Annotated in this window: 14 protein-coding genes and 2 pseudogenes; 5 read left to right on the top strand and 11 right to left on the bottom strand. The window is 48.0% G+C overall.

Translation table 11 applies throughout. The annotated features are described in order from the left end of the window. Window positions 1-26 precede the first annotated feature (26 nt). A complete protein-coding gene (locus ACODJP_RS08180; RefSeq protein WP_422480367.1) occupies window positions 27-356 on the top strand; it encodes a TM2 domain-containing protein in 330 nt (109 codons plus the stop codon). Here the strand turns inward: ACODJP_RS08180 and ACODJP_RS08185 are convergent. Further along, the gene (locus ACODJP_RS08185) at window positions 325-1,212 is read right to left on the bottom strand and encodes a CPBP family intramembrane glutamic endopeptidase (RefSeq protein WP_422480369.1); all 888 of its coding nucleotides are present in this window, start codon (window positions 1,210-1,212) and stop codon (window positions 325-327) included. The two genes, ACODJP_RS08180 and ACODJP_RS08185, sit on opposite strands and share 32 nt — an antisense overlap. Window positions 1,213-1,250: 38 nt before the next feature. On the opposite strand from ACODJP_RS08185, the gene ACODJP_RS08190 reads away from it, so the two are divergent. Beyond that, window positions 1,251-3,986, top strand: a complete 2,736-nt coding sequence (locus ACODJP_RS08190) for a PD-(D/E)XK nuclease family protein (protein ID WP_422480371.1) — start codon at window positions 1,251-1,253, stop codon at window positions 3,984-3,986. After that, the gene (locus ACODJP_RS08195; protein WP_422480373.1) at window positions 3,983-7,369 is read left to right on the top strand and encodes a UvrD-helicase domain-containing protein; all 3,387 of its coding nucleotides are present in this window, start codon (window positions 3,983-3,985) and stop codon (window positions 7,367-7,369) included. The genes ACODJP_RS08190 and ACODJP_RS08195 overlap by 4 nt, the downstream gene beginning before the upstream one ends. Here the strand turns inward: ACODJP_RS08195 and ACODJP_RS08200 are convergent. From ACODJP_RS08200 to ACODJP_RS08220, 5 genes are all read right to left on the bottom strand, one after another. Beyond that, window positions 7,341-8,585, bottom strand: a complete 1,245-nt coding sequence (locus ACODJP_RS08200) for a MalY/PatB family protein (RefSeq protein ID WP_422480375.1) — start codon at window positions 8,583-8,585, stop codon at window positions 7,341-7,343. The two genes, ACODJP_RS08195 and ACODJP_RS08200, sit on opposite strands and share 29 nt — an antisense overlap. A 4-nt stretch (window positions 8,586-8,589) precedes the next feature. After that, window positions 8,590-9,369, bottom strand: coding sequence for an EFR1 family ferrodoxin (locus ACODJP_RS08205; protein WP_422480377.1), 780 nt, complete (start codon window positions 9,367-9,369; stop codon window positions 8,590-8,592). After that, the gene (locus ACODJP_RS08210) at window positions 9,366-10,394 is read right to left on the bottom strand and encodes a threonine aldolase family protein (RefSeq protein ID WP_422480378.1); all 1,029 of its coding nucleotides are present in this window, start codon (window positions 10,392-10,394) and stop codon (window positions 9,366-9,368) included. The genes ACODJP_RS08205 and ACODJP_RS08210 overlap by 4 nt, the downstream gene beginning before the upstream one ends. A 16-nt stretch (window positions 10,395-10,410) precedes the next feature. Continuing rightward, the gene (gene aroA, locus ACODJP_RS08215; protein ID WP_422480380.1) at window positions 10,411-11,694 is read right to left on the bottom strand and encodes a 3-phosphoshikimate 1-carboxyvinyltransferase; all 1,284 of its coding nucleotides are present in this window, start codon (window positions 11,692-11,694) and stop codon (window positions 10,411-10,413) included. Window positions 11,695-11,803: 109 nt separating this feature from the next. Then, a complete protein-coding gene (locus ACODJP_RS08220; RefSeq protein WP_422480382.1) occupies window positions 11,804-13,507 on the bottom strand; it encodes a peptide ABC transporter substrate-binding protein in 1,704 nt (567 codons plus the stop codon). 169 nt (window positions 13,508-13,676) lie between these two features. Here ACODJP_RS08220 and ACODJP_RS08225 point away from each other — a divergent pair, with 169 nt between their 5' ends. Then, window positions 13,677-14,267 carry a hypothetical protein gene (locus ACODJP_RS08225; protein ID WP_422480384.1) on the top strand — a complete coding sequence of 197 codons (591 nt, stop codon included), beginning with the start codon at window positions 13,677-13,679 and terminating at the stop codon, window positions 14,265-14,267. Between the two features lie 95 nt (window positions 14,268-14,362). Here ACODJP_RS08225 and ACODJP_RS08230 read toward each other — a convergent pair whose 3' ends face one another. From ACODJP_RS08230 to ACODJP_RS08250, 5 genes and pseudogenes are all read right to left on the bottom strand, one after another. After that, complete coding sequence (locus tag ACODJP_RS08230) at window positions 14,363-15,376, bottom strand: ABC transporter ATP-binding protein (protein ID WP_422480386.1); 1,014 nt, start codon at window positions 15,374-15,376, stop codon at window positions 14,363-14,365. After that, the gene (locus ACODJP_RS08235) at window positions 15,369-16,391 is read right to left on the bottom strand and encodes an ABC transporter ATP-binding protein (RefSeq protein WP_422480388.1); all 1,023 of its coding nucleotides are present in this window, start codon (window positions 16,389-16,391) and stop codon (window positions 15,369-15,371) included. Before ACODJP_RS08235 ends, ACODJP_RS08230 begins: the two co-directional genes overlap by 8 nt. A gap of 11 nt (window positions 16,392-16,402) precedes the next feature. Next, a pseudogene (locus ACODJP_RS08240) lies at window positions 16,403-17,089 on the bottom strand (ABC transporter permease); the annotation flags it as partial. A 705-nt stretch (window positions 17,090-17,794) separates the two neighbouring features. After that, window positions 17,795-18,013: pseudogene (locus tag ACODJP_RS08245) on the bottom strand (ABC transporter permease); the annotation flags it as partial. Window positions 18,014-18,031: 18 nt separating this feature from the next. Next, window positions 18,032-18,961 carry an ABC transporter permease gene (locus ACODJP_RS08250; RefSeq protein WP_422480390.1) on the bottom strand — a complete coding sequence of 310 codons (930 nt, stop codon included), beginning with the start codon at window positions 18,959-18,961 and terminating at the stop codon, window positions 18,032-18,034. A gap of 548 nt (window positions 18,962-19,509) precedes the next feature. Between ACODJP_RS08250 and ACODJP_RS08255 the strand changes: the two genes are divergently transcribed. Next, the gene (locus ACODJP_RS08255; RefSeq protein WP_422480392.1) at window positions 19,510-20,127 is read left to right on the top strand and encodes a porin family protein; all 618 of its coding nucleotides are present in this window, start codon (window positions 19,510-19,512) and stop codon (window positions 20,125-20,127) included. Window positions 20,128-20,251 lie beyond the last annotated feature (124 nt).

A 20,251-nucleotide genomic window follows, 5' to 3' on the forward strand; every position in this document is an offset into this window, starting at 1 on the left:
ATAGTACTAAGATAGAGGAGGTTTCTATGGAAGATACCTATAGAAGAGAAAATGAGAAATATTGTTATTCCTGTGGAAAGATCATTTCTGCAAGAGCTGAGATCTGTCCACATTGTGGTGTACGTATTGGCTCAAGTGGAACTCCTTTCGTGGAAGAACACAGGATATGGTTAATTGTTCTCTTGCTTTGCATATTTGTCGGTCCCTTGGGTCTTCACCGATTCTTTGTCGGTAAAGTCGGAACCGGCTTGTTAATGCTTTTTACTCTTGGAGGATTAGGAATCTGGGTCATCGTGGACCTTATTCTCATCGTTACCGGGAACTTCACCGATAACGAGGGACAGAGGGTTTTTTAGGTCCAATACGATTACCGTAACGGATGATTATGGTCGAGCATAAAAGCAAGACTGTGATATCCAGCCACACCAAGGGGTCCTGCTGCAAGAACCATGGATCACTGACCAATGATGAACCACTATAATTAATCACAAGGACGAGAAATAGGTTATTCGCAATATGTGCGCCGAATGCGGCTTCACTGCCTTGGTGTATGCGAACCATTTCCATGAATAGGAATCCGCTAAGGAAATAGTAGAGAAGTACGGAGAGTACATTACTCGATCCCTGGATTTCTGCGTTTGTAAGGTGGGCTAGGGTGAACACTATTCCTGAGACCACTGCCATGATCCAATACCGTTTTACCCGCTGTTCCATAATTCGCCATAAGGTAATACGGAAAAGCAACTCTTCGGTAATACACTGGAGAGGAGTAAGTACCAATGCTAGGACCATCAGCAGGAGACGGTTCCATAGTTGGTCCGTTGTATGGAATATGATAGCTTGTGGTTCGAAGACTGCAGTCACCATGGTTGCAATGGTAAGGCCAGCGGTCCAGACAAGTAGGGAGAACCAAAACAATTCCCACCTGAAGTTGAGAGCATTGGTTACGTATCTGAGCAGAGGGAGACCGATTGCATGGTGAACAAAAATCAGAATAGTGAAGAACAGGACGAGAAAGTTGATATGCTGGCCTACATAGATTACCCAAGGGTTCGAGCTCCATGGATTGTTTCTCGTGGCTTCCAAGAAGAGGTGTGTAGCAGCGCTTCCCACAAAAGTCCAAATCAGTTCGATAATCACAAAACTGGCAATCCATCCAAATAGGGTGAGGCGGTTTGAGATGTTAGGATCGGCTGCCAAGCGTATTTCCATGCTTTGAGTATACCACCAAAGATGCTATACTTGCCAATATGATACCCTCCCCAGCCAATACTATCCGACAAACCATCCACCATAGGTTGGGACTAGAGCAATACACTTGTGTCTTTCCCACCGAAACCGCTGCTCGGTTTTGGGCTGACGACTACGTCAGAAAAAGTCCGACAGGGATTCTCCGATTGGACAAGGTCATCGCGTGGGATCGATTCAAAGCTCTTTTCCTCCCCGTTCTTGAGCAGCAGCCTGCCAATGCTATTATTCGAGGATTGTTTGCTCTCGATTTACTCAAGTCAGATGGGCAATCGGTATCATTGCAGTGGTTCAGCTATCCAAATTTTCCAGAATCTTCAGAGAATTTATCGGGAGCAGTAGCCCGATTGCTTCCCCGCTTGGAAGAACTGCAATCATTGCGCATGAAGCGACCTGAGGCATACGGGCGACTTCCCATAGCTTTTCGCAATGATGTAGAAAGGATCGATATGGCTTATCGCCGTTTCCTGAAAGAGCACAATCTCTTTGAACCCCAATTCCTCCACCCTTCGGTGGATCATGTTGGTCCTAGGCAACAAGGACAACGGTATGCGATTTTTTTTCCCGATGTCTGTACAGGATGGGAGGAGTTCTCTCGTATGGATCCGTTTCCAGATTGGGTTGAGATCTATCGTTTTGATGCACCTGCCACAGATTCGACCATTGGCCTTTACTCAAACGAATTGATGGAGATGAAAGCCCTGCTCGATAAGATCGAACAATTGTTGGACAGGGGAAGTCGTTTACAGGATATCATGGTCACAGTAGGAGATACAGGTCACTGGAGACCCTATCTGACGCATGAAGCCGCAATACGGGATATCCCGTTGAATATCGTAGAGGGGCTTTCTCCCTTGGCGTATGCCCCCGGACGCTTTTTGAAGGCTATTGCGGAGGTCCATTCCCATCGCTTTTCTCTTACTTCTATGAAAGATTTTCTTCTCGATCCCCGCTATCCATTTAAAAACAAAACCTTACTCCGTTCAGTGATTGAACGTGGTTTGCAGTATGCTATAGTCATGGGTTCGACGGGAGATGGGGATGACAGTTGGATATCTTCCTTGTCCCACCACGCTCAGCAAAACGATGGACAACTGCTCCAATGGTATATCACCTTCAAGCGTTTGATCACCGTTGTGATGCGAGCATCGACGATATCGTCATTACTGAAGGGAATCTTTGCTTTCCAGGAATTTATGCTTGAAGAGGGCTCTTGGGATATTCTGGGCAAGCAATCGGAGGATACGACCGATGCAAGTATATATGCCTTCTGTGTCGACTATCTTAGACAAATCCAAAAAAATCTCCAAGCCTGTGGTATGGATAGCTATAAGCGGTTATTTCCCCTGTATCTTCAATTTCTTGAACGACAGCGGTATATCCCGAAAGATCGAAAAGAGGGAATACCTGTCTATGGGTATACGGTTTCGGTCGGGATGTGTTGTGAGCACCATTATCTGCTTGGGTGCACCGAAGAGACGACGAGACTCCAGCAAGAGGGTCTTCCATTGATTCCTGAATCGGTTTGGAAAGATGATGATGCTACAGAGATGACCGAAGATTTTCTTGAACATTATAGGATTGCCGGAGAGCACGTATATTGGTCGTGCGCACAATCGGGTTTCGGAGGTACAAGTTCCCTCGCACCCGCTTGGTTCATTGATCATGATGCGGTCGATATACGATCCTACCAAAGCTCCGATGCTAACTATCTTGAACGTCTGGCATGGTCATCGAAGCCAGATGCTATGTGGAACGTACGCTGTCACCAACAGCGATGGTTTGCCCAAGCCCAGAAGACAGCCTATGTTCCTCCGCGTTACGATCTTGCCGAAAAAAACCCTACATTCTCACTTTGGCATCGTCTAGTTCAAGCAAAGGGAGCTCTCAGAGTGTCGAGCACGAATTTAGATGCCTTTGTCGATTGTCCCATGAAGTGGGCTTCTCGCTATCTATTCAGCGTGGAAAAAGGCGATTATGAAATGCAATCGATAGACCATAAACAAGTAGGGATTATCCTCCATGAGATTCTGGAAGGGTTCTTCCGTGAAGTCACAAACCTCACCCATGTATATCGTGCAGATATGGCTGGAGCCTATAAGGAAATTCTTCTTGGTTTGGCTGAGAAGGAATTTTCGGCTTATGCAGCCAGTCCAAGAGCACCAGCAAAAACAACCCTGCACTATTTGCAGGAGAGGTATACCCAGCAATTGTTGGCTATAGTCCAGGCTGAAGCGAAGCAATTCGAAGATTTTGTCAGCGAGGCATTCGAGCAAAAATTAGAACAAACATATCCACAGTCTTCATATACTTTAGAAGGACGAGTGGATCGGATTATGGTCTGCACTCATGAGGATGGCTCAAAGACAGTAGCAGTAGTAGACTATAAGAAGAACCTATCGGATCGCAAGAGCGATTATGACGATTTTTCTGAGGCTATTCCCTCTCACCAGTTACCCATCTACGCAAAATTGATACATGATACCGCAGATAATCCCAATGAGGAAAAGGTCGTCGGGGTAGCGGCATTCTATGATATCGGTAAGGGGTCCTATAGGGTTATTTGGAAAGACGGTGAGGATGAAAAGCGGGAGGGAATGATCGCCCTGGTCGAATCCAAGATAGAGCAAATGGTACAGTCCTTGCAGGAGGGGTATCTTGGTACTACCGACTCACACGAACCTTGTACTCGTTGCGATTATCGCCAGATTTGTCGGAGGAGGTATGCACTCATATGATGGATAGAGACGCCTTTGCCGAGATCGTGGAAAAATTAAACGATGACCAAAAACGTGCAGTCTTTTGTGATACCAATTGTGTTGTCACCGCCGGCGCAGGATCGGGTAAGACTACCGTGCTCTCCTACCGTTTTCTCCGTCTCGTTGTGGAAGGCCGTGCAAATGTGGATGATATCCTTACTCTGACGTTTAGTAGGGCTGCGGCTACTGAGATGCAGGAACGTATCCACAGGACTCTACATACCTATCAGGATGACCAGGATATCCATAGGCAGTTAAAACGGTTTTCAGATGCCACTATCACCACAATAGATTCATTCTGCAATCGTATAGTAGCCTCCGATCCAACCCGTTACGGTATAGGCCCCGATTTTGTGATGGATGAGGATGCAAACAGAGAGATGGCGAGTGAATGTGCATATCGGCTCTTTTCCCAAATGGAGGGACATGATGGTCTCAAATTTTTGGCGACACTCTACAATCCTGACGACTTGATAGACTCGTTGTTTATCGGATTGGCGTTCAACCAATTCCACCCCTCATCATATTTCAATGCTGAAGAGCAAAGAAGATTACTCTCCGAATACCTTCACAGGACCTACCGAGAGGCTCTTGCAGAGAGTTTTACCATAGCCCGTAAGATTGTTGACCTAGATGGAAGTGGAAAGACGTTCGAAAAGAATGCAGATCAGCTACATGATCTTTTAGTCAGAGAAGATGATCTGCTTAATTCGCTGGATCCTGAAATTGCCCTAACGATACTCGAATCGGTGAAAATGAGGAAATGTACTGGAAAGAAGGAGTTCGTAGGATTATGTAACGAGTTCATTGAACGCTTTAAGGAACAATTTCGGATAGCGTCACTCACTTGTGCGGCATTGTGTAGTGAGTCTTTAATCGGTCCAATCTATGAAGTACTTGAAACCTTCCAGAGACTCTATCTGGCGACAAAGAGAGAACGGGGAATACTTACCTTCGGAGATATTGCCCATATGGCGCGTGATATCCTGTTGTACAATCTTTCAGTGAGAAGATACTTCCAGCGTAAGTATCGCTATATCATGATAGATGAATTTCAGGATACCAACCAATTGCAGCGTGATATCATCTATCTGGTAGCACAAGACCAGGAGAACCCTAAGGAGGGACTACCTACAGCGACGGATCTTAAGAATGATAAGCTTTTCATCGTTGGCGATGAAAAACAGTCCATATACCGCTTCCGTGGAGCCGATGTGTCGGTATTCAAGGCTGTAGAAGAGGAGATTGTCACTGCTGGTGGGAAACCGATAAATCTCCCTATGAACTATCGTAGTGAGCCTGCACTGATTGGTTTCTTCAATAAGGTCTTCGAACAGGTAATGGCAGATGCCCACTATGACTTCGAGGCAACATTCGAAAGTCTGGAATCCCGGCCACCAATCGAGGATTTGCAGCCAAGAATCGATATTTTCTTTAAAAAGTTGCCTGAGGAGGAAGATCAGACAGATGATGAGAATAATGTCCTGGCAGTTCAGGCTGAGGCCTATACGATTGGTGAGACCATAAAAAACATGGTACATAGCGACGACTATCTAGTACAAGGCCATGATGGTCTCCGTCGTCCGCTCTACAGTGATATTGCAATCCTTTTCCGGACAAGTTCCAACCAGATGCATTACGAGAAGGCTCTCCGTCTCGCCGGTATTCCCTATACGATCTCTGCTGTCCAATCTCTCTTTTTGGAGGCACCGGCGAACGATATGTATCAACTACTTCAGCTTGTAGTCTTTCCTGACGACAGGTTGGCTTTTACAGCGGCTCTGCGTTCCCCTTTGTGCCGGATCTCCGATGATTCCCTCTTGATCCTTCTCGATGCATACGAAGAGCATACTGCTGAGGCTTTTTTCGATGCAGCGAACTCTCTTCCCAACAGCTCCGATAGGGTAAAGTACGAAGCCTGCAGAACATTGTTTCACCAGTTAGTAGAAATTGCAAAAGAGGGTTCGGTTTCTACATTGGTCTCTCATATCTGGTATGAGGGAGGATATAGGCACTACTTGCTCAGCGATCCTCTATATCAGGTGTATTTGGAGCATTTTGATTTTCTCCATGAATTGGCTATCCAATACGATATGGCAGATCGAGGATTGCCAGCATTCCTCGATTTCGTCCGACCAAGACTGGGGCAAAAACAGAAGCTTTCCGATGTGGAGCCATTACGTGACCATACGGACGGAGTCCAACTGATGACAGTCCATAAATCCAAAGGACTCGAATTTCCCATCGTTATACTTGCCAACATGGGAGGAGAACCCAGGGGTGGCTCTGCCCCTGCTTGGGTTGAGCGTGATGGTTTGATCGTTCCTCGTCACATGAAACCATACGATAAGGTGACAAACGTTATCTATGAGCGGGATAAATTGACATTGAGGGCCATGGAGACGGCGGAGATGAAGCGTCTTTTCTACGTTGCCCTTACCAGAGCAAAAGCGCATGTGCTCCTCTTCGGATGCCAGAATGTAAGGAATCTCGGTGAGAGTAGTAGAGATAAGAACTTCATGGCACTTTTGTTCGCCTCAACCGGAATCCTCGAGAATCCCGGATTGTTTGGTCAGCATTGCCAGATACACGATATTCCTGATGCACCTCTATCAGTACTGCGTTCTGGTGTGAGTAAAGAGAACGTCGATCTTGCAGTACATCGTATGGCTAAGTTTTACCAAGATCCATTACCTTCCCGTCAATACTCCCGCCTATCGTTTGCAGTTACCGAATTTGCCCACAATAGGCCATTAGGTGGACAAGAGACAGAGGAGCTTCACTTGGATTTGTTGCTTCCTTCGGTGGAAGCCGATCCGATGTTAATCGAATATCATCTTGAAGCATCGTTTGGTAGTTGGGTACATCTTTTACTCCAAAAAAGTCTTTCATCGTTCATAGAAGGTTTGCCAGAAGCTCGTATTACCGAAGAAGATGCCTTGTTATGCATGCCTCTTGAGATGACTCGATTGGAACTAGGCCGACAACGAGAGAAGATCCTTATCGGATCTGCTCTTCTCTTGGTAAACAATTTCCTCTCATCCCGATTTTTTGCCGAACTTTTAGATAATGGTCCGATCGCTCTGGAGAGTGAGGTTCCTTTTATCATGAGATGGGAAAATCCTGAGCCGATACTGTTACGAGGCTCAATCGATCTACTCCTCCGGTATAGGAACTGCACCCGGGTAATCGATTTCAAGACAGATGCATACAGACAACCCGAGCAACATGAGGCGCAGTTGGAAATCTATGGAGAGGCAGCAAAACGTCTGTATGACCTACCGGTCTACACAGATCTCTTCTACCTGAGGGGTGTGGAGAACTGGTTTTCTCTCAGACGAGATTCTCTACAGCAGCAATGATCGACTCTATTGCTTTGGTGACAGCCTCGCGAGTAGTACCATAGTTGAATCGGACGAATTGCCCATAATTGGAGCCGAACCATGTACCATCATTCATCGCGATATTCGCCCGCTGACCAAAGAATCGCGATACGACTCCCCCGCTAGGACTACGTGATCGGTCGTAGAGCTCAGGGTGCGCTGCTTCGTCGGCTTTGATAGCATCAAATCTTTCAATGCAGTCGATAAATCCTATGAAAGAGGCCTCTGGGACTACAAAATGAAGACCACTCCGACTCTCTTCCAACCTACGTGTGATATACGATACTTGTTCTGATAGATGTTCCCGTAGTCCCGTGAGCCACGCGAATCCACCCGTATACGCAGCTTCTGCTGTGGCTGTGGCGAGCAAATCGGGAGAGAGGTGCAACGAGCGCAGTCTGTGGCGAAGTTCCTTCTCCAATGTCCGGTTCGAACAGATCACTTCAGAAAAGTGCTCACCTGCGATATTGAAGGTCTTCGATGGTGCCATGCAGGTTGCGCAGGGGACTGCATACTCTTTTGCAATTACATCGAAGGGTATATGGGTGTATCCTAAAAGTGTCAGATCAGCATGTATTTCATCGCTGATTATTGTCAGGGAATGCGCATGGGCAATTTCTGCCACTGCTTCAAGCTCCTGGCGGGAAAATACCCTACCTGTCGGATTGTGGGGGCTACAGAAGAGCAAAAGCGGAGCATGCTCTGTTTCTAACAAATGCCCGAGCAATGGTATATCGAGTGTGAATGTATGGCTTTGCGTATCGTAAAGAAAAGGCCATGGGACCAGATTTCTTCCCAAATTCTTTATGATATGTACAAAAGGTTGATAAGCCGGCATAGGGAGGATGATGGAATCGCCGCTCTTGCTCAGCATTTCCACCAGTATTGCTATGGATGCGAGCATTCCAGGCGCCTGCACCACCGACGAGGGATCCACTTGCCAATCATGGCGCTTTAGAGCCCAATGGGAGAACGTTTCTCCTATAGATTCAAAGAGAGGATAACCGAATACACCATGGTCTACTTGGGAAGCCAGAGCTGAGATTACAGAAGGCGGTGCGGCAAAATCCATATCCGCCACCCAGAAGGGCAATGCATCCGGATTGTTGCATATGCTTTCAATCGCACGTCTGTTGTACTTTACCGATATACTCTCCTTCCGGTCGGTAGATTTGGTGAAATCATAGGTATCCATCGTATTACTCCTCTTTCAGAAAGCTCTTTGGAGGGGTGTACCAACTATGCCCCAACAGAGGCTTCGGATCGAGACGGATCGCATGTTCCGGGCAGTGATGAAAACATGCAAAACACTGTTCACAATGGTGGTGGAAAACCGGCCTTCCCGCCTCTATACTGATGTTGTCTGCAGGGCATACTTTGGCACAAATTCCACAACCGGTACAATCTTCATTCACGACGAACCTTCGGTCCTTATCTTCTCGTTTTTTCAAACCCGATTCCCAGAGCGTATGGAGGAGTCTTGCGAACGGCAGTCGGGTAGCGACTTTGAGCGATTGGTTGGATAAATCAGCTACGATACGCTCTAATCTCCTAGAGGTCTTGTCATGCTTTTTCGTTTGAACTGCTTTACTGGGAATTTTGAAGAGGGGAATATAGGTATCCACCATGGATATGGAGTTCACATAGCTCGCCGCATACCCTGACTCAGCTAATAATCGATCAGTTATAGTCGGGCCATAAAATGGCATCCCGCCATGGGTGAAAATAACAAAGAGATATTCGATCTGTAGATCGAGATCGGACAAGGTTTCCAAAATAAATCTTCTGACCTGCGCAGGAGGGCCAAAGAAATAGATCGGGAAGACCAAGCCAAGGATGTTGGTATCATACAATGACTCTGGGTTTCCCATTGCTTCTCCAACAGGAATGACCTGGTCAAAAGGAAGGCGTTTTTCCAAGTCCATCGCTACGATCTTGGAATTACCCGCACCACTGAACCAACAGAGGGTGGATTTCATACGGAGAACTCCTTCACATCGAGCCCTTCTATAATGGTACATACTGCATCGATATCACTATCATCAAGATCGAGATTGGTAACCAGTCTTACGGTATTTCCATCACCTGAGCAGAGGATGCCATGTTCTCCCAAAACCTCTGCTACCTTCTCCCCGGAGGCTCCATCTACAGAGAAGAAAATGATATTAGTCTCGACATTCTCCAAGTTCACCTTCGCCCACCCACTTGAGGATAGACTGTAGGCGATCCTCTTTGCCCGTACATGGTCTTCCGATAATCGCTCTACATGGTTCTCCAGTGCATAGATCCCAGCGGCTGCCAGGATTCCTGCCTGTCTCATTCCTCCTCCGAGCATCTTCCTGATTGCCCGGGCTTTTGCGATAAAATCTTTTGATCCGCAGAGGACACTACCTACAGGAGCGCCTAAACCTTTGGAGAGACAGAATGTGACGGTATCGGCATTGGCTGCGATAGTCGCAATATCCACCGAGGTCGCCACTGCGGCATTCCAAAGCCGTGCCCCATCCATATGAACGGTCAGACCTCGGTTCTTTGCCAACTGGTAGATATCTTGGAGGGTTTCGAGTGGATAGCACACCCCTCCAATGGTATTCTCTACCTCGATCATGGCTGTGCGTGCCAAGTCGTAGGATAAGGGTTTAATTAGGGGTTCAAGCAGTTGTGCAGTCAATATTCCTCTGGGGGCATCTATGCCTATCGGTAGGACTCCCGCTAAAGCCGAGACCGCTCCTACCTCATGCTGTATGATATGGCTATTGCTATGGGTAAGAACCTCGGCTGCTCTTCCAGCATTGATGAATAGGGGAATTAAATTCCCCATTGAACCGGATGAGACAAAGAGGGCGGCCTCCTTGCCTAACAATTCGGCAGACATCGCTTCCAGTCGGTTAATGGTTGGATCTTCAAAATAGACATCATCGCCCACTTCTGCCTTTGCCATGGCCTCGCGTATAGGTGCGACCGGTCTTGTTATCGTGTCGCTTCTTAGATCATATGGTTTCATCGTATAGACTCCTTGGTCATGGTTTCTGTATGGTTTCCAACAGGGCAAAAAAGGTGGGGAATGTTACTCCCACTGCATCGATTCCCTGGATAGTAATTGCTTTCTTGCAGCCGAGCGATGCAACAGCCATAGCCATGATCACCCGGTGGTCATCGTATCCTTTACAGGTACCTCCATCCAATGTCCCTCTTCCATGGATTATCAGAGCATCCTCACGTTCTTCTATGTTTGCTCCACAGGAGGCTAGATTTTCGTGCATTACCGCAATACGATCGGTCTCCTTTATCCTCGCTTGGGGAACATTACCCAATACTGTAGTTCCCTTCGCAAAACATGCGGTCACAGCCAAAACAGGGAGTGCATCTGGAATCGCATTCAAATCAAATGTTCCCGGTTCCAAATCTCCCATCCCTGGCCCTTCCACCATAATAGCATAGGATTCAATCCACGTTATCGTGCACCCCATTTGCTCGAGGATATGCAGTATCTCCTTATCTCCTTGGGGATCTTCGGGATCAAGGCCTCTCACCGTAACCGTACCTCCTGTCACTGCGGCTGCACAGAAGAAAAAGGAGGCTGAGGAGTAATCTCCTTGGACCGTAGCTTCGAATGAGCTATACGATTGTCCTCCCGATATCTGGAAGTGTTGCATGGATTCATCACATCGGTAGGAAACGCCCTGAAGATCGAGCCATGAGCGGGTCATATGCACATATGGTTTCTCATTGAGCAGTGGAACCGATATCCGACTATCGCCAATGGCCAACGGACAAGCAAGTAAAAGTGCCGATAAGTGTTGGCTGGTATGACAGACGATTGTGGTATCGCCTCCTTTCAAAGGACCCTTTATAGTGAATGGGGGATATCCGATGCGAGCATTCCCTTCAGGATAGGTGATGGTCGCACCAAGGTCGGCCAATGCCTCCAGCAAGGGACCTACCGGACGGTTTTTCAGTTGATCATCCCCAGTGAAGGTGACAGAAGCCCCGCTCTGAGCTGCTAGACCACTTGCCAGGTAGAGCGTGGTCCCCGAGTTACCACAATCTATCGTGATCGTGCTGGGGAATGTCTCAGGTGGATCGACAAGGAAAGTCTCTCCGTTGTTCTCTTGCTTGATCGAAGCTCCGAATGCGAGGCAAGCATCCATGCATGATCGGGTATCCTGGGAATCCAATGGGTTGTGGATAACGCTACGGCCTTTAGCGAACGTGGCCAATAGAAGAGCTCGTATAGTCTGGGATTTAGAGGAGGGGACAGATATGCTGCCCGATACCATTGCTGGGTGGAGTGTCTTGTCCATGTGGCGACTATACCGGGTTTTCCGACTCTACGACAAGGTACCAAAGAGCTAGGCACTAAAAAAGACTCCCGACCGAAGCCGGGAGCCGTAAAAACCATGTAATGGAAAACTACTTGAGGTAGATATCCTTGGTCGGGTGGAAGTCCATAGCGTTGGCATACCAACCGCCCCACTTGGAGGTGTCGATCATGTTGTTGGTGGTGTAGTAGTAGATCGGCATGACACCCTGGTCTTCGTTGATCAAGATATCTTCTGCCTGCAACAATACATCCATTCTGTCTGCGCCCCTCATGGTCGCAGCTTCGCGGATGAGTAGGTCGTAGATCTCGTTGGAATATTTTCCACCATTCATACCGGCACCGGTGATGAACATATCGAGGAAGGTGTTAGGATCCTGGTAGTCACCGACCCATCCTGCACGAGCGACCTGGAAGTCTCCGGTATTTCTGCTGGAGAGGTATGTTGCCCATTCCTGGTTCTCAAGTTCGAGGGTGATGTTCAGGTTGTTCTTCCACTCCTGCTGGAGGAACTCGGCGATAGCCTTGTGTCCTTCGCTGGTGTTGTAGAGGATCGCTGTCTCGGGGAATCCGACACCATTGGGGTATCCGGCTTCGGCCAAGAGCTGGCGGGCCTGTTCGACATCGAGGATAGGATCGCCGAGACTGGCGTAACCTGCCATCTCAGGAACAATTCCCCATGCGGGGAGCTGTCCGCCACGGCTAACCTGGTCAACCAATGCCTGACGGTCGAAGGACATTGCGAGAGCCTTTCTGACTCTTGCGTCATCAAATGGAGCCTTCTCAACCTGGAAGGTGTAGTAGTAGGTCGCTACTTGTGGAGCCCTGTGGTAATCGCGGCGCAGTGATGCTGCTTCGATCTGATCGAGAGGAACAGTGGTCATCCAGTCGACCTCACCATTGAGGTACATGTTGTAAGCGGTGTTGTTGTCATCGATGGCGTAGAAGATGACTTCGTCAAGTTGTACGGCCTCGGCATCCCAATAGGTTTCATTGGGAACAACGCTGATATAGGACTGCGGTACATATTCATTGAGAGTGTATGGCCCGTTACCTACGAAGTTTTCGGGAAGGGTCCACTGATCGCCATACTTCTCAATGGCATGCATGGGGACCACTGCAAATGAGTAGTGGGCCAGTGCATCAAGAGCATAGGGAAGTGGTCCAAGAAGGTCTAGCTGGAAGGTCTTGTCGTCCAATGCACGGATACCGACAGCTTCGGGGCCTGCTTCGCCAGAGTTGAACTCTGCTGCGCCCTTCAGGAACATTGATGGGAACCATGCGTATGGGGTTCCGGTTGCGGGATCGAGTTCGCGGATCCAAGAATCCACAACTGTCTGTGCAGTGATGGGAACACCGTCACTCCATTCTGCATCACGCAAATGGAACGTGTATTGGGTGTTATCGTCGCTGATTTCCCAGCTTTCAGCCAATCCGGGAACAGCTTTCGCAGTTTCAGGATCGTAAGCTACCAGACCCTCGAAGATCGCTTCGTAGATGCGGTGTTCGGGAACACCCTGGATCATATGGGGATCGAGGCTTTCGGGCTCAGCGCCGTTGACCAACTTGAAGACGACCTTATCCTCTTCAGCTGGAGCCGGAGCGGCTGGTGCTGCAGGAGCAGGTGCTGCCGGAGTTTCAGCCTTTGGTGCTGCGGGAGCAGGGGCTGCCGGAGCTGCCGGAGCTGGTGTTGCGGCAGGTGTCTCAACCTTGGCGGCCTCTTCTTTCTTTCCACAGGAAACAAATAAGGCACCGACAAGGAGAATGATTAATGCAATTGATAGGACTTTTTTCATATACATATCTCCTTATGAAATATATGCGTTCACCATAGAGTACAGTAAAGAATCCTAATAATCAAGGAAAATTAACCAGCGGTAAGGGGGCAAATGTACTTTTCGGTGTCCGATAGGCACGTCGGTATACGTGTACTCGCTTTCCTTGTTTCTCTATTGTCAGTATAGTATGGAAGTACAAGAGTATAAGGAGAATTATGAGATGCGTATGCGTTTGAAGAAGCATGACAGTGGATCGGCAACCTATGCGGTCGGCAATGCCACCAGATGGATGTATGCAATTTTTTCCCTGTTCATGGGATACGGATTTGTCACGGTACTGATCGACGGTTCCTTCGGTCTGTCTTCACTCATCCCCCTCTTCTTTCTCTTGATTGGAATAATTGGTCTCGGTTATAGGGAGAAGTGGGATTTCGATCCCGCAAGAGGCTCTATCACCTATACCATCGGGGTCTATATGCTGGTAAAAGTGAAGCAATATCGGGTAGAGGATGCCGATAGGTTGCAGGTCTCACATTTTGTGAGGGGAAGATCCCCTGTGGAGACCGATGCCAAGCCGAGAGGCCGAAACAAGGCAATGGTGGTCTTCTCATTGCATATGAGAGACGATTCAGTGAAAGATATTGAGATTATTCCCGAGCGGACAAGTGCAGGTCGGACCGAGGCTTCCGCCCAAATCCTTGCCACGATAATGGACTTACCATTCCACGCTGACCGTGAACCGGATACGATCCAGTCGGTTTCGGTACGCGATATCTGAAAACGAAAAAAGGCTGCTGCCTGGCATACTTTCGATACCTGGACAACAGCCTTATGACCCTAATGCGGGGATCTTGCTTCAGTAGCTACGCTCTACTATTCGTACAACCAACAGGCAACCTCATGGTTTTCGTCAATCCTCTTCATAGGAGGAATATTGGTCTTGCACTTGTCCATCCGATAGGGACAACGGTCATAGAAATAACAACCGAAACGCTCCTTGTTGGGAGAAGGTACATCACCAGTGAGGATAATCCTCTGTCGTTTGCGTTCAATCTCAGGATCGGGAATCGGGGCTGCCGATAGAAGGGCTTTTGTGTAGGGGTGCAATGGATTTTTGTAGAGATCACTGGAACGGGAGAGCTCCATGATCTTTCCAAGGTACATGACCGCTACACGGGTACTGATATATTCAATTACCGCAAGATCGTGGGCAATGAAGAGGTAGGTGAGTCCAAGCTCTTTCTGCAAATCGTGCAGAAGGTTTAATATCTGTGATTGGATAGACACATCCAATGCACTTACCGGTTCATCGGCAAGAATGATCTTCGGATTCAAGGCCAAAGCCCGAGCTATGCCGATACGTTGCCTCTGGCCACCACTGAATTCATGGGGATAGCGGTTCTTGAATGCCTTGTTCAAACCTACACGTTCCATCAGGTCCTCGACCCGTCTTTCGATATCGGTATTAGTGAGTGTCTTATCGAGCATGCCGCGTTTTCGATAGATATCGAGTGGTTCAGCAATAATCGTACGTACGGTCATTCGTGGGTCGAGCGATGCATAGGGATCCTGGAAGATCATCTGCATATTCTTACGAGCATCGAGCATGATCTCGGTAGGGGCGTGGATCAGGTCCACCCCATTGAACACGACGCTACCGCTGGTAGGTTTGTAGAGTTGAGCTATAGAACGGACTGTGGTCGATTTCCCACAACCCGATTCACCGACGATTCCGAGGGTTTCTCCCTCATTGACGGTAAACGATATGCCGTCCACAGCCCTCACTGCACCGACTTGGCGCTTGAGGATAAAGCCCGACTCTATGGGGAAGTGTTGCTTGAGGTCCACGACCTCGAGTAGCGGTTTCTTCTGGGAAGTATTACTCATGGGATTGCTCCTTCTGATCGTCAAATAGCCAGCAGGCCACCTCATGTCCATTCCCCAGGTCTGTTGTCGGGGGATACTGTGTCCTACAAATGTCCATTACCTTGTGGCAACGGGGGTGGAATGGGCAACAGGGTGGTAAGTCGATTACATTGGGTGGTTGGCCTTCGATGGAGAAGAGCTTTCCGTCATGGGCTTTGTCAAGTCGTGGAACCGACTGGATAAGGCCGAATGTATAGGGGTGAGATGGGTTCTTGTACAAATCTTCTGTCTTCGCCTTCTCTACGATTTTTCCCGCATACATAACGCAGACGGTATCGCACATTCCTGCCACGACGCCAAGGTCGTGGGTAATTAGAATGACGGCGGTTTCCAGTTTCTTAGCCAACTCCTGGATTAGCTCGAGAATCTGGGCTTGGATGGTCACATCCAATGCTGTAGTCGGTTCATCTGCGATAAGGATCTTTGCTTCACAGCTGAGCGCCATAGCTATCATGACTCGTTGTCTCATGCCTCCGCTGAATTGGTGAGGGTAGTTGTGTACCCGTTCTTCAGCTGCTGGTATACCGACAAGTTTGAGCATGTCGATGGATTTGCGTAAGGCCTCTTTCTTGGAGATGTCCTGATGCAACCTGATAGTCTCTATCATCTGGGTGGATATCTTCAAGAATGGATTCAAACTGGTCATGGGGTCCTGGAAAATCATGGAGATCTCGTTTCCACGAATATGGCGCAACGCACTCTCTGAGAGTTTTAGCACGTCCTTTCCTTCGAACAGGACCTCTCCGTCGACAATTTTTCCCGGAGGACTCGGAATCAGACGCATAATGGATAGGTTGGTAACCGACTTCCCGCTTCCCGATTCTCCTACTATCCCAAGGGTTTCACCTTTACCGAGTTTGAAGGAGATTCCATCTACGGCCTTCACGATACCGGCATCGGTCTTGAAATAGGTCTTGAGGTTTTTTACCTCAAGTAATGTATCGTATGTATCTGGTGATGATTTTTGATTCGTCACTTTTCTTGCTCCTATAGCTGGTTCTTGCTCTGTGGGTCGAAGGCGTCACGTAGACCGTCTCCGAGGAAGTTCATCGCGAATAGGAAGATGGTCATAGCAGCTGCAGGGAAGAAGAGCTTCCATGGATACAGCGTCATGCCACCAACCGCATCTCCCACAAGCGAGCCCCAAGAGGCGTAGGGAGCTTGGACTCCCAATCCAAGGAAGGAGAGGAACGATTCGGTCATGATGAACGATGGGATTCTCAAAGTCGAGAAAACGATGATTACACTGAGGGAGTTCGGGACCAAGTGGCGGAAAATGATTCTCCAAGTGGGGGCTCCCATGGATCGCGCAGCCTCAATGAATTCCTGGTTCTTAAGTGACATGATCTGGCCACGGACCATACGGCTGATTGTGAGCCAACTGATGATGGCGAGTGCGAAGAACAGGTTGAGTATGTTCCTTCCGAATATCGCCATCGCTATGATCACCAGTAGCATGTAGGGGAGTCCGTACATGATATCTACTACCCGCATGATGAAATAATCGACTTTTCCGCCAAGGTATCCGGCCAATGCTCCGAGTACGATACCGATAAGTACGCTGGTTATGGTTCCTATGAATCCAATTGCTATGGAGACCTGGCCTCCATAGATGATTCTCGAGAGCATGTCACGACCCTGATAGTCGGTTCCCAAGTAGTACTGGCGGTCATGCTTTCGGGAGGCTTCCACATCAGCGGAGAGCGGTCCCTTAATGGAAATTTCCTCTTTCAGGGGGAATTCTGTAGTCTCGTCGGTCGCTGCATCCTTCAAATCGGCTGCTGCGATATTCTCTGCCTGTGCGGCAATCTTGGCGAATACGTTCTCACGAACCAGTTTATCGTGTTCGCGTTCTGACATCCCCTCTATCTCAAGATCGTAAAGGACCGCATAGTCCTCATCGGTAAGATCGGGATTCTGTGCGGTAACAGTCTTCATGACCTGTTGCTGGATTTCTCGTTCATATTGGTCTACGACGAGATCGATCGGTGCTCCAATCATCTCTGCATAGAGTCTCACCAGAGTATCGATTTCCAGTTTCTCAACATTCTCCTTATCGCCAGTATCCGGATTGTTGTACCATACTTTCTTTACGGTTATGAGGAGATCGGTTTTCAACTTCTTATCCAGATTATCCAGAGTCCTCTGTTCGGCTGCAGTAAGAGTGTAGAGGCCTTCGTCTATCTGTCGCGTTCCCTCGATAAGCATGAAGTCCCATACTTTGTTGGCTTCGCTGTTGTCGATCCATGCCCAAAGCTGATCTTCCACCTCTTGGGTGACACTCATGCGGCCTTGTCTCCATGCTTGGGTATAGACATCGGCTTTTTTCTTCTCTAAGAGCAACTCTCCTGCATTCTTGCTGAATGATGGCTTAAGGTGCTGGTGGTCGAGGATGATCTGGTCATAGGGGTAAATGGGGAGAATCGGTGCTGTTACGGCCAAAAGGATATAAATAGCTACGACAACAACGCTGATTACCGCCATCTTGTTCTTCTTCAGACGTCTCCATGCATCCTTGGTGAGACTGTTGCCCACAACCACCTGGTTGAATTCGTTAAGGGCTTCGTTCTTGTTCTTTTTACTTCCAAACAATTTCATGCGTTCTCTCCAATGGTCCTATTTATAGGTGATGCGTGGGTCAAGCAGCGAATAGATGATATCTACGAAGAAGTTCATGATAACCAGGATAACCGAGTAGACGATGACGACTCCGACGATCAGGGTATAGTCACGGTTGAACGATGATTGGACAAAGAACTTTCCAAGTCCGGGAATTCTGAAGACCTGTTCCACGACAACCGATCCGGTTATGATTCCCGCAAATGCTGGTCCAAGATAGCTCACTATGGGAAGCATGGCTCCTTTCATGGCATGCTTGAATATAATAGCCGAGTTTTTCATGCCTTTTGCCTTTGCAGTCCTGATATAGTCGCTTCTTAAGGTCTCTAACATGCTCGATCGTGTCAGTCGGGCTATGGTGGCGAAGTCGAGGAAGGCGAGAGTAATGGCGGGCATGATGATAGTTTTCCAGCCATCTCCGGAGGTGAACCATCCCGATGTGGGTAGCCATTGCAGTTTCATAGCAAAGACGTATTGCAGCACCGGTCCTATGACAAAGAGTGGAACCGATATCCCCACTACGGCGAAGGCCATACTCAGGTAGTCGACCCAGGTATTTTGTTTAACCGTTGCAAGCATACCACTGGTTATTCCAAATACTATGGCTATGGATATGGCGATTGCTCCCAAGATCATGGAGTTGGGCAGGCTCTGGAAGATGTAGAAGTTCACATCATGGTCTTTATAGCGGTAGGAGGGGCCAAGGTCTCCTCTCATGACATCGAACATATACCGGCCATACTGGACTAGGAGTGGGTCGTTCATGTGGTATTTGGCTTCGATATTGCGTTTTACGACTTCGGGTAGGGCCCGCTCTCCATCGAAGGGGCCTCCTGGTGCTACACGGACTATGAAGAAACTGATGGTGACGATGATCAAAAGCGTAGGGATGATGCCCAATAGCCTTCTGATTATGTATTTAGTCATTGGCAACCTCGCGGCAATGAGAATAGTGATACAAGTGCATACGGACCGATACTATACCAAGATGTTTAGTTATGCAAGTAAACGGATATACCATGGAGAGATGTCACGTCAAGAAAAATCGGTACATCCTAGGTGTGTCTCTCTCTCGGGTGCGATATATTGGTATGATTTTTACAGGAATAGTAATGTTTTGATGAAAAGTTTTTTCCGGTTGTCCCAGGATGTGACAAAACCATATCAAAAGTTGACTTGATAGTTTTTTGTATAAATTTCGTATATGGGAGAGGTTTCTCCCTACGCCACTATCGGCTCTCCGTCACCGGTTTTCTTGCTCCCCTACGGTACACAAGCCGTCGCCGTCCGATGCGTGGCTACCCGCTCTTCTGAGTCGGGCAACAGGTAAGGAAAAGTGTTATCTCATGTGATAATGTAAAATAATTCCATAATTATTATAGTTACAGTATTACAGATTCTGTCAGATTGTAGTTGTTAAAATTAGGTGAAAAGAATATACTGGAAAAAATTTATGTTCATTAAGGAGTAATTCGATGAAAAGGAAGTTGATCCTTGCATTGCTGATTTTGGCTGTGAGTACCTCATTCGTATTCGCAGGAGCTTTCGGTGCTGGCGTAAGTGCTGGTGGTAATCTTGCATTCGTAGGAACCGATCCTAGTGGCGATGGAACCCCCCGCTATGGTTTCACCGGTGGTCTCTATGGCGACTATGCTCTTTACGCAGTAGAAGACGTCATGGACCTTTCCGCACAATTCGGACTCAATTATGCGATGAAGGGTTTTAGAACCGAATCAACAAGTGGAGATGTAAAAGTTAATCTCGACTATATCGAGCTTCCCATACTCGTGAAAGCAGCCTTCGATTTGAATTTGCCTGTAAAACCATTTGCACTTGCAGGCGGCTACGTTGGGTATGCAATTACTCAGACGTATTTAGTAGATGATTCTGAAATTGATGGAGCTCTTCTTGGTCAAGATAACAAAGACTTGGATTTTGGCGTGACATTTGGTGCAGGAGTTGATTTGGACATGGGAGTTTCGATTGATGCTCGTTTCAACCTCGGTTTGGCCAATATAGCTGATGAAGGTTCTGCACTTGAAAGCATGAAGAACCGCTCAGTTTCTCTCATGGTAAGCTACAATATCCTGTAGTCATATTTTTTGTTAGACACGGTCACCGGGAGTTATTTTCGGTGGCCTTTTCTGTATGACGGGCATGTCATCATCCTTGGGTGAAAATCCCAAGGGGCGTAGTTGCCGACGAACCCGATAGCGA

Origin of the sequence: Pleomorphochaeta sp. DL1XJH-081, from assembly GCF_049310885.1 — a bacterium.
Classification (GTDB): domain Bacteria; phylum Spirochaetota; class Spirochaetia; order Sphaerochaetales; family Sphaerochaetaceae; genus CAYZJV01.